The following is a 15,579-nucleotide window of genomic DNA, read 5'->3' as shown; positions in this document are numbered from 1 at the left end:
CTTTTTATAACATCGGAAAAATCGAATCGTTAGATTTTGTTTTAAGAGGTTTTTTGACGTCATATAGAGGAATATGTATCAAATAGATTAAAAGCTTTATATAAGGCTTTAAAACGCATTTAAGAGGAAGAAAGATTTTAAAAACTTCTTCATCTCCTTATGTAACACTATGTATATTATGTTACATAAATGCCTCCGCACTTTGACATTCAACGTTTTTCAGCTATAATAGTAACATAGACCTCAAAACGTTACATAACGGTTTTTAAGGAGTTTTTTGATGCATATTGTACAGCCGATTCGCAGTTTAGAGAAAATCCAAGATGTAAAACAGTATTTGCTCAACAAAAACAAGCGGGATTATTTTCTGTTTATTTTCGGCATCAACAGCGCGCTCCGCATATCTGATATACTGCCGCTGCAAGTGAAAGACGTTAAACATAAAGATCATTTATGGGCGACTGAAAGCAAAACGAGAAAGAAAAGGAAGATTCTGATTTTAGAATCACTGAAACAAGAAATATACGAGTATACGAAAGACATGAAAGAGAACGAATATCTTTTTAAATCTGTCCGGACCAGGAAACCGATTTCCCGCATTCAGGCCTACAGGATTTTAAGAGAAGCTGCCGCGGCGTGCGGACTTGAGGAAATAGGGACACATACGCTCCGAAAAACATTTGGCTATCATTTTTATCAGCGGACAAAAGACATTGCCGAGCTGCAGAGAATACTGAATCATTCATCACCCTCGATTACAATGCGATATATCGGTATTGACGAAGACACGACAAGGGCCGCGTATAAGGTTTTTGGGGGGCTTTAATACAAACCGCTTGAAAATTTAGTTCATCAGAGCTACTATATAAATACAAAAAAGCTCTAGTAGCACAGCGGATAGTGCAGCAGTTTCCTAAACTGCAGGTCGGGAGTTCGAATCTCTCCTAGAGCGTTTTTCAAATTAGATGGGTTCAGATTAATCACATCTATAAAGACTCAAAACCCTTGTAAAACAAGGGTTTTTGCTGTTTCTAGAAGTATTTCAATTGGATGAGAATACGGTGGAAAACGATGTGAATTTATTTCTTTTTGCACACATTGCTATACAATCGATTTTGCCGGAGTCGGCATTTTTTCAAATAAGTCAAGTGTGTTTCGTATATCTTCACGGAGCTCTTTAATAACATGTGAATAAGAGTTAAGGGTGGTATCTATCTTCGCATTTCCTAAACGTTCTGAAACATAATAAATTGATATTTTCTTGTAGAGCAAAATGCTAGCATGTGTGTGTCTTAATCCATGTACCGAATTGATTCAATATTCATGTCGTCAATATCTTTTTTAATGTTTTGTTGACAAATTCGTTTGTAAGAACTTTCTTATAGCTTCGAGGGCTATAAAATACAAGATTATGTATGTTGTTAGGCATTTCATCAAACAATTTTTTGAATAAATTCATTGTATTGGAGTCCATTTAATGGTCCAATTTGATGAAGCATTTTTGGTTTTAGCAAAACCTTTTCCTTTTTTATAATCCCAGGTTTTATTGATTGTGATTTCATTTAAATCAAAATTGAAATCATCTGTTGTTAATCCCACTATTTTAGCAAACCGCATCTCCGAAGTAAGGGCCATTATCAGTAAATAATATCCGATAGACTTATCCTTACGCTCGTATAATTCATTTAGAAGCTTTTGACTTTCAACATAATTCAAATGTTTTTCTTCAGCTCGTTTAGATTACACTACCGGTTAATTTGGCCTTTCTGGTAAAGTCAAATTGTATTATTCCTTCCTCAATAGCTTCTTGTACACAAGCTCTAATATGTGTGTTGAGTTTTCTAACCGTTTCTTTAGCATGCGCGTCTATCTGCTTCTGATTGCAGTGATTTGGCTTCAAATACTTTCATGATTATATCCTTTCGTTTGATAACTCGAACAAGATGTTACCATGGGAAAATGAAGAAATAGACAGGATGTGGTTCAAAAGTGAGAAATGATTAATTTGATCTGTGCCATTTCACCTATATGAATTAATTGAAGACCGTTTAGGCGGTCAAGCCGCTGCAGAATGCATGGATATCGCATAAAAAATAGCCCTTTAGCAGCTTACTTTTTTTGTTAAACTGATGAAAACAGCAAGGGGAGATAATATGGCATTACTACGCTTTATAAGTCTATATGGAATAGCCATCATTATACTGATGATCATAGCGAATTTTGCTCCTATTTTGGCGATGCCATTATACTATGTTGCCATGGCTACATTAGTCTTTCTGATTGTTTATCTGATATATCATTATTCTCAAAAAGTCAGAGGGAGGAAAAAGTAAACAAGCAAAAAGAATTCCAAATATTTTTTGCACAAATTTTGCACAAAAATGATTATCCCCCCTAGAGCATTATCATTACAAAAAGACAACAGGCTGTTCGTCTGTTGTCTTTTTGTATGCCAAATCAAAAGCGCCCGCTTATACCGGGCGCTTTTCTTATATAACTGCGTCGAATTGATTGACTTTCCATTTTTTATTCTCTTTTACAAATGTCACTTTCCGTTTCGCTGAAGGAGATCCGTCTAAAGTAGGAACGGTAAATTCGTATGTGACTGTGCCGCCTTTTTTAGAAATCAGTTTAGCCGTTGATTTTTTCCAATTTAATAGGTTGTCTCCATCACCGACTGGAACGGCAAGTTTTCCTTTTGAAACAGTGAAATGATAGTCTTTAAAGCCTTTTTCGATTGCTGTTTTTGTAAAAATAGGAGTTAAGTAATTCACCGCTTTTGCTTTAGTGCCTAAATCACTGCACATATACACATATTGAAGATTTTGATACTCAAATGTGCCTGATGGGCAAACTGCTTTTTTCGCTTTTGGATTGTGGCCGCTCATTGTGTTCCAAAAATGCTCTCTTGCTGATAATGCCAGTTGCAGTGCTTGTTTTTGTGATAAATCGCTTGGATTATTTTTCGCAAATGCATTTGTGCTTAATGACAGAATAAGTGCAATCGTTGTTAGAAATAGAAGACATTTTTTCATTGTGGGTCACTCCTTCAAAATCTCTTTCTCTTATGTTACAAATGTTACAATAATTACGGATAGATTACAATAACTTTGCGTAAATTATTTTTCATTCTTTTACTCACAAAGAAACAGGCTGTTACTTGTTAGTTTATTCTTCATAAGCTAAAGAATGTGTAAAATTAGAAGAAACGGGAAGGGTTTCATATGTAAAGTGATGAATAATAACATGTTTCACATCCTGTTTCTGTCAAAAGAATAGGGGCATGTTTACAAACGAATTCAAATAAAGGAGCTTTCAATATGGAAACATCACAAGAACAACTTGTAACTCAGAAAAAAAGCAATCCATCTGTCTGGCGGTCTATGTCTCTCTTTTTAGTGCCGCTTCTGCTAAGCAATGTGCTGCAATCAGTCGGCCAGCTAGTCGGGATGATGGCTGTAGGCAGATGGCTCGGTGTTGATGCGGTTGCAGCTGTATCATCCTTTTTCCCGTTATTTTTTCTTTTAATCTCATTTACCATTGGGATCGGTTCAGGAAGTTCGATCCTGATCGGACAAGCCTACGGGGCAAAGAATGAGGAACGGTTAAAGGCTGTTGTAGGGACGACGCTCACGTTTACGTTTTTATTAGGGGTGGTATTAGCCGTCATCGGCAGTATTTTCACCTTGGATATTCTTCGTTTAATGGGCACGCCTGAAAATGTCATTCATGTCAGCGCAAGGTATGCACGTATTTTATTTTACGCTATGCCGTTTATGTTTTTATATTTTGCATATACAACATTTTTGCGAGGAACAGGGGATTCTAAAACGCCGTTTTATACGCTGATCGTCAGCACGGTCATCAACATAGCGCTTTTGCCCGTCTTAATTCTTGGCATGTTCGGTTTTCCGAAACTGGGTATATACGGCTCCGCATATGCAACCGTCATTTCCACAATTGCCACATTTCTCGTGTTAATGGTGTATTTGCGAAAACGAAACCATCCGCTCCAATTTGATAAAACAGTGCGGCGTTATTTAAAAATGGATAAGGAACTGCTGGCTCTCCTGCTGCGCCTCGGGATTCCATCAAGCATCAATATGATTCTCGTCTCATTATCAGAGATAGCCGTTATTTCATTCGTCAACCATTACGGCTCTAATGCGACAGCTGCATACGGCGTGGTCAACCAGGTAGCCAGCTATGTGCAGATGCCAGCCGTCAGCCTTGGTATTGCGGTTTCTATTTTCGCTGCGCAATCGATTGGAGCGAACGAGTCTGGCCGCTTAAAGCAGGTCATTCGCGTCGGGATTTGGCTGAATTATATCATTGGCGGCGTGCTGATCATTCTAATCTATGTGTTTTCACAGCAGATTTTAGCGTTATTTTTAACCGAGAAAGACACACTTTATATTGCGCACCGTCTCTTGATGATTACATTGTGGAGCTATTTGCTGTTTGGAAATGCCCAAATTATTTCTGCGACGATGCGGGCAAGCGGAACGGTTTTATGGCCGACCGTTATCAGCATTTTCGCCATCTGGGGGGTAGAGGTGCCTGTCGCGTTCGTACTATCCCATTACACAAAGCTTGAAATACTCGGCGTCTGGGTTGGCTATCCGGCTGCGTTTGCCGTCAGCTTGCTGTTGATTTATGGGTATTATCAATTCGTGTGGAAAAAGAAACAAATTACACGTCTCATCCAATAGACTTCCGAATCACACCGTTCATGATTGGAACGGTGTTTTTTTTTATTTGATAGGGAAACATAAAATAGAGGAAATATGGCCCAGTGCATTGAATTCTTATACGAGCAATGAATCAAGGAGAGGTTGAGGACATATGGCTAACTATATTGAGAAGATTACACATTTAGGAACATCCGCCATCAAAGCAGGGAACGACCATTTAGAGATGATTGTCGTTCCCGAGTGGGGGAGCAACGTCATTTCTCTCATGGACAAAGCAACAAAAACCCAGCTATTGCGTGAACCGAAAACAGCAGAACGTTTTCATGACACACCAACATTGTATGGCATTCCGATCTTGTTTCCGCCTAACCGGGTAAGTGACGGTACATTCAGTTTCCGGGGCAGAACATATCATTTTGATATCAACGAAAAGGATAAACACAACCACCTTCACGGGTTTCTTTATCAGGAAAAGTGGAACGTAGTGACCATGAAGCAAACTGATGAAGAAGTGATCGTTGAAACGGAAATTGATCTTTCAGAGCTTCCCCATGTGTATAAGCAATTTCCGCATCATGCCGTCGTTCGGATGACATACACGCTAAAGGGGAATACTCTATTTAAATATGCGACGGTCATGAACAAAGGAAAGGAAGCGTTCCCTTGGGGAATTGGTTATCATACTACATTTGTGTTTCCAGAAGAAAGCTCATTATTCTCCCTGACAGCAGATCAGCAATGGGAGTTGGATGAACGCCTGTTGCCGACCGGGAAGCTGATGGATGTACCGAATAAAGAAGCCTTGCATGAAGGGATGGATTTACGCCACAAGCAGCTGGATGATGTCTTTTTATCTGCTTATCAGAAAAGAGGCGGAGAAAATCAGGCAGTCATTTATCATCAGCACGCACATGTCAGTATTATTTATAAGGCAGATGAACAATTTAAACATTGGGTTGTATACAATGCGGACGGAAAACAGGGGTATTTATGCCCTGAACCTTACACATGGGTGACAAACGCAGTGAATCTTGATTTGTCTTCATCACTCACTGGTTTACAAGTGCTTGAGCCAGGAGAAGAAACGACAGCCAAAAGCAGTATCACCATCGAATTGAATCATCAATAGCCAGTAATGTGGCGCAGAGAGGCGGGGAAAAAAGTGAAAAAAAGCATAAAACTTTATGTTGCTGTTTTGCTGCTTTTCATCGTTGCTTCGGTACCTTATATGCATCAGGCTGCGCAAGCAACTGAAAAACAGGATGCACTGGCCAATCAGATCGATAAGATTTTAGCTGAACACCCTGCACTCGAAGGCGCAATGGCCGGCATCACTGTTCGCTCTGCGGATACAGGCGCTGTTCTATATGAGCATTCAGGAGATATCCGAATGAGGCCTGCCTCTTCTCTGAAGCTTTTGACAGCTGCCGCGGCACTTTCTGTCCTTAGTGAGGACTATTCCTTTACAACCGAGGTCCGGACAGACGGCACACTTAAAGGGAAAAAGCTGAATGGAAACCTTTATCTGAAAGGAAAAGGAGATCCGACACTTTTACCATCTGATTTTGAAGAAATGGCTGAGAAATTGAAACAGTCCGGTGTTAGCGTGATTAAAGGTAATCTGATCGGTGATGATACGTGGTATGATGACACCCGATTATCACCTGATATGCCATGGAGTGATGAATACACGTATTATGGCGCACAAGTCTCTGCTTTAACAGCATCTCCGAATAAAGACTATGATGCAGGCACTATAATTGTAGAGGTCACCCCAGGTAAAAAAGAAGGGGAAAAGCCTGCCGTTTCTGTATCTCCAAAGACAGATTATGTAACGATTAAGAACAATGCAGAAACGACTTCGGCGGGCCAAAAGAAAGACCTCACGATCGAAAGAGAGCATGGGAAAAATACAATCATCATTGAAGGAAGCGTACCGGTTGGCGCAAGCAACACAAAGGAATGGATCGCTGTCTGGGAGCCGACCGGATACGCTTTGGATTTATTTAAGCGTGCACTACACAAACAAGGCATTACTGTAAAAGGGAACGTCAAGACGGGCGCTGCGCCCGGTTCTTCAGACGTGTTAATCTCTCACCGTTCAATGCCTTTGTCAAAACTATTTGTTCCGTTTATGAAATTAAGCAATAACGGACATGCCGAAGTGCTCGTAAAAGAAATGGGGAAAGTGAAAAAAGAAGAGGGAAGCTGGGAAAAGGGACTCGAAGTATTAAACCATACGCTTCCGGAATTCGGTGTCGATCCCAAATCACTTGTGTTAAGGGACGGATCAGGAGTCTCGCATATTAATGCTGTATCCTCAGATCAAATCTCAAAGCTGTTATATGACATTCAAGATGAGAAATGGTTCTCAGCTTATCTACATTCTCTGCCTGTTGCGGGCAATAGTGACAGAATGATAGGAGGAACGCTGAGGAACCGCATGAAAGACACGCTTGCACAAGGGAAAGTGAAGGCAAAAACCGGCTCGCTAAGCACGGTCAGCTCTCTATCCGGGTACGCAGAAACAAAGAGCGGAAAAACCCTCGTTTTCTCAATTCTTCTTAACGGATTGATTGATGACGAGGAGGGAAAAGATATTGAGGATCAAATCGCTGTCATCTTGGCAAATCAATAATCGCGCCAGACCTGTTTTCCAAGCGAAAACAGGTTTTTTTATGTTTTTTCTAATGTTCTGCCCTCTCACCAACGGTTTCCGAATAATGAATTAAGAAAAGAACAAAAGGAATTGCATAATCTTATCGGTATATCTACGCAGTATCAGCCGCTCCTATGAAATAATATGGATACACTATGAAACAGCGCTTTAGACAAGATCACTTCAAATAAAGCAATACTGCAAAAACGTTAAGTTGGTTTAGCGGACAGAGACCATTCTCTGTCCGTCTTTCTTTTTATATCTAGAATGGATAGAAGACACTTGGGAATGATAACATCATCCTTTTTCTTGGAGGCTTGTCATGGATCGTCTTTCTTTCCTTACTTTTATCATGCTGATTCTAGCCAGTTACAGGCTGACACATTTGATTGTATTCGACAAAATCACGGAATTTATCCGAAAACCTTTTATGAAAAAGAAAAGGATCGTTGATCAAAACGGGCATGCAGAAGAAAAAAGCGTGCCGGCTTCTAACTTTGGATACATGCTCAATTGCTACTGGTGTGCCGGCGTTTGGTGTGCCATTTTGATCGGACTGGGTTATCTCTTTTTGCCTCGTATTGCAGTTCCAGTAATCTTTATTTTAGCCATCGCAGGAGCACAGGCGATTCTTGAAACAGCTGTCGGTGTCGGCGTAAAACTCATTGATGTGTTAAAGAGCCTGCAAACCATGATAAATGATAAAAAGTCCTAAAGCAGCGGAACAAAATGCTTCAGGACTTTTTTCGTTTATTTGGTGATATAGACATAAATCCTGATTTCTTCAATCCGATTAAGCACCCTTTTACAGCCCGGGAATACCGTAATAGCGAATAGTGAAAGAGATGTAATGGGGGAGAAGAAACAGAATGAAGGTTTGTCAAAAGTCGATTGTCCGTTTCCTTGTCAGCTTGATCATCGGAACGTTTGTCATTTCCATTCCGTTTATGGCCAATGCGCAGCCTGACAGGGAATTGAGAGCCGTATGGATTGCTTCCGTATTAAACATTGATTGGCCGTCAAAAAAAGGTTTATCGGTGGAAGAGCAAAAGCAGGAGTATATCAAACTGCTGGACGATGTACAAAAAATGGGAATGAATGCCGTTATTGTTCAGATTAAACCGACGGCAGATGCTTTTTATCCGTCCGCTTACGGACCTTGGTCTGAATACTTAACTGGTGTCCAAGGGAAAGACCCAGGCTATGATCCGCTTGCATTTATGATTGAAGAAACCCATAAACGAAATTTAGAATTTCACGCATGGTTTAATCCTTACCGCATTACCATGAATCATACAGACCTCAATAAATTGTCTAAGGATCACCCGGCAAGACAGCATCCAGACTGGGTTGCCGCTTATGGAAACCAGCTTTATTATCATCCGGGTATTCCTGAAGCGAGAGATTTTATCGTCAAAGGTATTGAAGAAGTGGTAAAACATTATGATATCGATGCCGTTCATATGGATGATTATTTTTACCCTTATAAAATAGCCGGACAGGAATTTCCTGATCAAGTACAGTATGAACAATACGGAAAAGGCACTTTTTCCAATATTGATGACTGGCGGCGGGATAACGTGAACCAGCTTGTCAAACAAATCAACCAAACAATGAAAGCCACAAAGCCATATGTCAAATTCGGCATCAGTCCTTTTGGAGTATGGAGAAACGCGGCAGATGACCCAACTGGATCGAATACCAATGCAGGCGTCAGGAACTATGACGACCTTTATGCAGATACGAGACATTGGATCCAAGAAGGCGACATCGATTATATTGCCCCGCAAATCTATTGGAGCATCGGCTTCAACGCAGCCGCTTACGACGTACTGGCTGATTGGTGGAGCAACGAAGTCAAAAATAGGCCTGTTCATTTATATATTGGCCAGGCAGCCTATAAAATCAATAACAACTTTGATCCGCCATGGTCCGATCCCGAGGAGTATGTGAGACAAATCACCTTGAACCGTCAGCTTGAGCTTGTGAAAGGAAGCATGCATTTCAGCCTCAAAGACCTCAACAAAAATCCGCTTGGCATCAAAGACAGGCTCATCACCGAGCTTTACAGCAAGCCGGCACTGGTTCCGCAAATGCCTTGGCTTGACAATACCGCTCCAAAAAAACCGAAGCTTACGAAAGTTACCGGCGACAAAAACGGTATTCTTCTTCAGATTAAAGACCACCCATCAAATCAAAAAACGAAAGAAACAGCCTATTATGCGATTTACAGAGCCGAAGGGGATAAGAACAAAACATTAGTTGGAACCGCGCGGAAAACAAATGAGCAGCAAACCTTCCTAGATAAGACGGCAGACCCAAACAAGAAATATACGTATTATGTCACTTCAACAGACCGGCTTCATAACGAAAGCAAGGGTTCAAACGAAAGACAAAATAAGAAATGAGAAGGACGGCTTTCTAAGTCGTCTTTTTTCAAAAAAGTAATTTTGGGAGCAGAATACGAGCGTATTCAGAAAAACCCCAGGATAAAAAAATCTATATAGTTAGTTATTGATGGCGTTTCTTTCACGACATGGGGAATGATGCGAATGCTTTAATTGATGGGCTCGCCATACAGTCTCTCGTTTTCGATGATTTTCCATCAGAAGTTGTTTATCAAGAGCTCGAATAGACTGCGGTCGGTTTATTGATTGATATGATTCCCTTTGGGGCCATCCCATTATCTTCCCGGCGCTATTAAAAGGACAGGTCATTGCGTTTACCATATGGATGGTATGCGCCTAGGGCATGTATTTGCTTATTCCATGGATATTTGTATGTTAATAATGACTCGGTTTTAATTTTCAGACTTCTTTTGTCAGGGAATGATTACAGAACTCGCCTAATAAGATGTTACAAAGATGTGAAGGAGGAAACTACGTGAATTTTGAGCTGACAAAAGAACAACAAATGGTTCGTGAAATGGTAAATGATTTTGCGAAAAAAGAAATCGCTCCTCACGCTGAACATGTAGATCAAACGGGCGAGTTCCCGATAAAAACATTTAAAAAAATGGGAGAACTCGGGCTGATGGGCATTCCATTTCCCGAAGAATATGGCGGATCAGGCGGCGATACGATTTCATATGCCTTAGCGGTTGAAGAAATCGGCAAAGCCTGCGGCAGTACTGGATTAAGCTACGCTGCAGCGGTCTCGCTCGGCGCAAGTCCTGTTTATTACTTCGGAACAGAAGAACAAAAACGGGCGCATTTGACTCCGCTGGCTTCAGGCAAAGCACTCGGGTCATTCGGCCTGACGGAGCCAAATGCCGGCTCAGATGCAGGAGGGACTCAAACGAAAGCCATTACAAATGGTGATGAGTATGTAATTAACGGCGAAAAATGCTGGATCACGAATGCAAGTTACGCACGAACGGTGATTGTAACCGCAGTAACAGGCAAAAACAAAGAAGGAAAAAACATCATCTCCGCATTGATCGTGCCAACTGACACACCCGGACTTACGATTACGAGCCCGTACGATAAAATGGGTGTCCGCGGTTCAAATACAGCGGAAATTTTGCTTGAGGATGTGAGAGTGCCTGCGTGCAACTTACTCGGCGATCCAACAAAAGGGTTTAAGCAGTTTCTATACACGCTGGACGGCGGACGAATCTCTATCGCTGCTCTTGCAGTCGGCATCGCCCAAGCGGCACTTGAAGCATCATTGGCATATGCGAAAGAACGAAAGCAGTTCGGACAGCCGATTTCTTCTTTTCAGGCCATCCAATTTAAGCTTGCTGACATGGCGATGGAAATTGAACTTGCACGGCAAATGGTGTTAAAAGCCGCTTGGCTGAAAGACCATAACCGCCCATTCACAAAAGAAGCAGCATATGCCAAGCTGTTTGCATCTGAAATGGCGACAAGAGCTTGCAATCAAGCCATTCAAATCCATGGAGGTTCAGGCTACATGAAGGAATATGGGGTAGAACGGATGCTGCGGGACGCAAAATTAATGGAAATCGGGGAAGGCACATCTGAAATTCAGCGTATCGTGATTGCCAGACAGCTATTGAGATGAAATGTAAACGCTTTCTAATTACTTAGAAAGGAGGACCAATTCATGGCTGAACTCATCCATTCCACAATCGGCAGCCTGCTGGAACAAATCGCTGAAATCTATCCCGATCAAGAAGCGGATGTTTATCCAGACAGAAAAATTCGCTATACGTACGCTCAATTTGACAGTCTGTGCCGTCGAACCGCTAAAGGACTCATGCGGATGGGGATTGGGAAAGGAGACCACGTAGCCATATGGGCTTCGAATATCCCCGAATGGCTTGCCGTTCAGTTCGCCACCGCCAAAATCGGAGCTGTGCTCGTGACCGTCAATACTAATTATCAAGCACACGAACTCGATTACTTGTTAAAGCAATCGGATGCTACCGCTCTTTTTGTCATGGATTTATACCGGGGCACTTCTTACACAGACATCCTGAAGAGCCTCATTCCAGAGCTGCAAGAAACAGAACCTGGCCAGCTGAATTCAGAACGATACCCCTTTTTAAAAACCCTGATCTATATTGGCGATAAATGTTTTCCGGGTATGTATCATTGGGACGATACAGAGATACTGGCGAAAACAGTGTCGGATGCTGAGCTGGAAGCCAGAATGAACAGCCTTGAAAAAGACGATGTGATTAACATGCAATACACATCAGGAACGACAGGGTTTCCTAAAGGGGTAATGCTGACCCATTTTAATGTCATCAATAATGCTGCTAATATCGCTGAATGTATGGCATTAACCTCTCAAGACCGCATGTGTATCCCGGTTCCGTTTTTTCATTGCTTCGGATGCGTGCTTGGGGTTTTAGCGTGTGTGTCCGTCGGAGCAGCCATGATACCTGTACAAGAATTTGATCCCGTTACCGTCCTTAAAACGGTAGAAAAAGAGAAATGCACAGCGCTCCACGGTGTGCCGACCATGTTTATCGCCGAGCTGCATCATCCGGATTTTGATGCATATGATCTATCGACCCTCCGAACAGGCATTATGGCTGGCTCTCCTTGTCCAAGTGAAGTGATGAAAGCTGTTATTGAAAAGATGGGTATGAAAGACATTACGATCGCCTATGGACAAACCGAAGCATCACCGGTCATTACGCAAACGAGGGCAAATGATTCCTTCTTAAGGAGAGTCGAAACAACCGGCCGCGCCCTGCCGCATGCAGAAGTGAAAATTGTAGAGCCGGGGACATGTCAAGAAGTTCAAAGAGGCGGGCAGGGAGAGCTTTGCACCCGCGGCTATCACGTTATGAAAGGCTATTATAAAGACGAAGAAGCGACCAGAAAAGCAATCAATCCCGATGGATGGCTGTTTACCGGAGATCTTGCTGTCATGGATGAAGACGGATACTGCCGCATCACTGGAAGATTAAAAGACATGCTCATTAGAGGCGGTGAGAACATTTACCCGCGGGAAATCGAAGAATTTTTATACCGGCATCCTGATGTTTTAGATGTACAGGTCGTTGGTGTGCCTGACGCCAAATTCGGGGAGGAGGCCGCAGCCTGGATTAAACTGAAAGACGGAAAAACCGCTTCGCCTGAAGAACTTAAGGACTATTGCAAAGGGAAAATCGCCCGCCACAAAATTCCGCGTTATGTTATTTTTACAGACGAGTATCCGATGACGGCTTCAGGCAAAATTCAAAAATATAAACTGCGTGAAAAAACGATTAAAATGTTCAACTTATCATCATGTCAATGAGGTGAAGTGATGTTTACAAAAGTACTGATCGCCAATCGCGGAGAAATCGCAATGAGAATTATTCGAACATGCAGCCGTCTCGGCATCAAAACGGTCGCGGTTTATTCTGAAGCAGACAGAGACGCTCCCCATACAAAGGCGGCCACAGAGGCTTATTTGATTGGAGAATCAAGAGTCAGTGAAAGTTACTTAAATATAGAGAGAATCATAGAGACAGCGAAAAAAGCAAATGCCGATGCCATCCACCCGGGATACGGGCTATTATCAGAAAACAGCCAATTCGCTGAACGCTGCAAGCAAGAAAACATCATGTTTATAGGCCCTGCACCCGATATCATCGCAAAGATGGGCAGCAAAATTGAAGCACGTAAAGCAATGGAAGCGGCAGGTGTCCCTGTCGTTCCCGGTGTTTCCGAATCCCTCGGAGACATTCAGGAAGCTTGCCGCGCCGCAAGTCAAATCGGCTATCCTGTCATGCTGAAAGCTTCAGCGGGCGGAGGCGGCATCGGCATGCAGCTTGTTCAAAACGAGGAAGCATTAAGAAAGGCGTACGAGGGAAACAAAAAGCGCGCAGCAGACTTTTTCGGTGACGGGTCGATGTATATAGAGAAAGTCATTGAACATGCCCGCCACATCGAGGTTCAGCTTTTAGCGGATCAGCACGGCCATACAGTACACCTATTTGAACGCGATTGCTCTGTTCAAAGGCGCCACCAAAAGGTCATTGAAGAAGCGCCGTCACCATTTCTAGAAGATGAACTGAGAATGAAGATCGGGGAAACGGCCGTAAAAGCAGCAAAGGCGATCGGCTATACGAACGCAGGCACGATCGAATTTATAGTTGATCCGAATCAAAACTTTTATTTCCTTGAAATGAATACGAGATTGCAAGTTGAACATCCCGTGACTGAAGAAATAACAGGCCTGGACTTAGTTGAGCAGCAGCTGCGGATTGCTGCGGGCCATACACTCACATTCTCCCAAAAAGACATTAAACGAAACGGGCATGCGATAGAGGTTCGAATATACGCGGAAGATCCCAAAACCTTCTACCCTTCACCAGGTACAATCACTGCGTTTTCACTCCCTAATCAAAAAGGGGTCCGACACGAATGTGCGGTAGCAAAAGACAGCACCGTCACCCCTTTTTATGACCCGATGATCGCCAAGATGATTGTCAAAGGCCAAACCAGAGCGGAAGCCATTGAAAAGCTGGAGTCAGCGCTCGGCGACTATCGAATAGAGGGAATCAAAACAAATCTTCCGCTTCTCATACAGGCTGCGGCATCAAAAGCATTTAAAGAAGGGGATGTCACGACTGACTTTTTGAAACAACACCTATAAAGGAGGCAGTTGTCATGACGGTTAAGATACAAATGGCGGGAAACCTGTGGAAAGTGCACGTGAAAGCCGGCGACCACATTGAAAAAGGCCAGGAAGTTGCCATTTTGGAATCAATGAAAATGGAAATCCCAATCGTTGCAGACAGAAGCGGAACCGTAAAAGAAGTCAAAAAAAATGAAGGCGATTTTGTGAATGAAGGTGACGTGTTGCTCGAATTGAACGATTCCACTCAATAATCTGGAGGAAGACCATGTCATATCCTAAAAAAGTAAAAATCAAAGAAGTCGGTCCGCGTGACGGCTTACAAAACGAGCCCGTATGGATACAAACAGAAGATAAAATTGCTTGGATTAACCAGCTATCCCGGACAGGGCTTTCGTATATTGAAATCACATCCTTTGTTCATCCAAAATGGATTCCGGCGCTTCGAGATGCTATCGACGTGGCAAAAGGCATCGACCGTGTAAAAGGGGTAACGTACGCGGCACTTGTCCCGAATCAAAAGGGGCTGGAGAATGCGCTTGAAGGAGGCATTGACGAAGCTTGCGTATTTATGTCCGCCAGCGAGACGCACAACAGAAAAAACATCAACAAATCCACTACTGAAACCCTTCATATTCTCAAACAAGTAAACGAAGACGCAAAAAAAGCAAACCTCTCAACAAGAGCCTACCTCTCAACCGTTTTCGGCTGTCCGTACGAGAAAGATGTCCCCATTGAACAAGTCATCCGCCTTTCTGAAGCCCTATTTGAATTTGGGATTTCTGAACTGTCGCTTGGAGATACGATCGGAGCGGCAAATCCCGCCCAAGTTGAAACCGTGCTTGAAGCTCTTTTGGCACGATTTTCGGCCAATCAAATTGCCCTGCATTTTCATGATACGAGAGGAACGGCTCTGGCCAACATGGTCACAGCTCTCCAAATGGGCATCACTGTGTTCGACGGCTCGACAGGCGGACTTGGGGGCTGTCCATATGCTCCCGGTTCGTCCGGAAACGCTGCAACTGAGGATATCGTATACATGCTTGGACAGATGGACATCAAAACAAATGTAAATCTTGATAAACTGCTATCCGCAGCCAAATGGATAGAAGAAAAAATGGGCACACAGCTGCCAAGCCGAAATTTACAGGTTTTTAAATCATCATTATAAAAGAGAGGGCA

At 42.7% G+C, this 15,579-nt stretch carries 13 protein-coding genes, 1 tRNA gene and 2 pseudogenes; 14 read left to right on the top strand and 2 right to left on the bottom strand.

Going from position 1 to position 15,579, the window contains the following annotated elements; all coding sequences use genetic code 11:
* The first annotated feature begins 280 nt into the window (after nucleotides 1–280).
* Together MOF34_RS20190 and MOF34_RS20185 are read left to right on the top strand one after the other, a co-directional pair.
* Entirely contained in the window at nucleotides 281–826 is a 546-nt protein-coding gene (locus MOF34_RS20190) for a site-specific integrase (protein WP_268401498.1), read from the top strand.
* Nucleotides 827–879: 53 nt separating this feature from the next.
* Nucleotides 880–952: transfer RNA gene (locus MOF34_RS20185), tRNA-Arg, on the top strand.
* A gap of 503 nt (nucleotides 953–1,455) precedes the next feature.
* Here the strand turns inward: MOF34_RS20185 and MOF34_RS20180 are convergent.
* Both MOF34_RS20180 and iseA read right to left on the bottom strand, forming a co-directional pair.
* Complete coding sequence (locus tag MOF34_RS20180) at nucleotides 1,456–1,716, bottom strand: hypothetical protein (protein ID WP_019714565.1); 261 nt, start codon at nucleotides 1,714–1,716, stop codon at nucleotides 1,456–1,458.
* Between the two features lie 773 nt (nucleotides 1,717–2,489).
* Nucleotides 2,490–3,035 (bottom strand): DL-endopeptidase inhibitor IseA, encoded by a 546-nt coding sequence (iseA, locus tag MOF34_RS20175; RefSeq protein ID WP_268401497.1) that lies wholly within the window; start codon nucleotides 3,033–3,035, stop codon nucleotides 2,490–2,492.
* 285 nt (nucleotides 3,036–3,320) lie between these two features.
* Between iseA and MOF34_RS20170 the strand changes: the two genes are divergently transcribed.
* The 12 genes and pseudogenes from MOF34_RS20170 (at nucleotide 3,321) to ldeG (ending at nucleotide 15,568) form a co-directional block, all read left to right on the top strand.
* Complete coding sequence (locus tag MOF34_RS20170) at nucleotides 3,321–4,712, top strand: MATE family efflux transporter (RefSeq protein ID WP_019714562.1); 1,392 nt, start codon at nucleotides 3,321–3,323, stop codon at nucleotides 4,710–4,712.
* Nucleotides 4,713–4,845: 133 nt separating this feature from the next.
* Nucleotides 4,846–5,823, top strand: a complete 978-nt coding sequence (galM, locus tag MOF34_RS20165; RefSeq protein ID WP_268401496.1) for an aldose 1-epimerase — start codon at nucleotides 4,846–4,848, stop codon at nucleotides 5,821–5,823.
* 33 nt (nucleotides 5,824–5,856) lie between these two features.
* On the top strand, nucleotides 5,857–7,332 hold the full coding sequence (gene dacB, locus MOF34_RS20160; protein WP_019714560.1) for a D-alanyl-D-alanine carboxypeptidase/D-alanyl-D-alanine-endopeptidase: 1,476 nt from the start codon (nucleotides 5,857–5,859) through the stop codon (nucleotides 7,330–7,332).
* A 66-nt stretch (nucleotides 7,333–7,398) separates the two neighbouring features.
* Nucleotides 7,399–7,485 (top strand): annotated as a pseudogene (locus MOF34_RS21115) (hypothetical protein); the annotation flags it as partial.
* A 190-nt stretch (nucleotides 7,486–7,675) separates the two neighbouring features.
* A complete protein-coding gene (locus MOF34_RS20155) occupies nucleotides 7,676–8,068 on the top strand; it encodes a DUF1360 domain-containing protein (RefSeq protein ID WP_268401495.1) in 393 nt (130 codons plus the stop codon).
* 154 nt (nucleotides 8,069–8,222) lie between these two features.
* Entirely contained in the window at nucleotides 8,223–9,761 is a 1,539-nt protein-coding gene (locus tag MOF34_RS20150) for a glycoside hydrolase family 10 protein (protein WP_019714558.1), read from the top strand.
* Nucleotides 9,762–9,988: 227 nt separating this feature from the next.
* Nucleotides 9,989–10,101, top strand: a pseudogene (locus MOF34_RS20145) (hypothetical protein); the annotation flags it as partial.
* 135 nt (nucleotides 10,102–10,236) lie between these two features.
* Complete coding sequence (locus MOF34_RS20140) at nucleotides 10,237–11,379, top strand: acyl-CoA dehydrogenase (RefSeq protein WP_268401494.1); 1,143 nt, start codon at nucleotides 10,237–10,239, stop codon at nucleotides 11,377–11,379.
* Nucleotides 11,380–11,421: 42 nt separating this feature from the next.
* Nucleotides 11,422–13,071, top strand: coding sequence for an AMP-binding protein (locus MOF34_RS20135; protein WP_268401493.1), 1,650 nt, complete (start codon nucleotides 11,422–11,424; stop codon nucleotides 13,069–13,071).
* Between the two features lie 9 nt (nucleotides 13,072–13,080).
* Nucleotides 13,081–14,415 carry an acetyl-CoA carboxylase biotin carboxylase subunit gene (locus tag MOF34_RS20130; RefSeq protein ID WP_268401492.1) on the top strand — a complete coding sequence of 445 codons (1,335 nt, stop codon included), beginning with the start codon at nucleotides 13,081–13,083 and terminating at the stop codon, nucleotides 14,413–14,415.
* A 14-nt stretch (nucleotides 14,416–14,429) separates the two neighbouring features.
* Nucleotides 14,430–14,651 carry an acetyl-CoA carboxylase biotin carboxyl carrier protein subunit gene (locus tag MOF34_RS20125; protein ID WP_019714554.1) on the top strand — a complete coding sequence of 74 codons (222 nt, stop codon included), beginning with the start codon at nucleotides 14,430–14,432 and terminating at the stop codon, nucleotides 14,649–14,651.
* Between the two features lie 14 nt (nucleotides 14,652–14,665).
* On the top strand, nucleotides 14,666–15,568 hold the full coding sequence (gene ldeG, locus MOF34_RS20120; protein ID WP_268401491.1) for a hydroxymethylglutaryl-CoA lyase: 903 nt from the start codon (nucleotides 14,666–14,668) through the stop codon (nucleotides 15,566–15,568).
* The last annotated feature ends 11 nt before the right edge of the window (nucleotides 15,569–15,579 follow it).

It is taken from the genome of Bacillus sp. T17B1, assembly GCF_026796395.1.
GTDB lineage: Bacteria > Bacillota > Bacilli > Bacillales > Bacillaceae > Bacillus > Bacillus spizizenii_A.
Note: the sequence above shows the minus strand (reverse complement) of the source record. Positions and strands in the feature narration are given on the sequence as shown.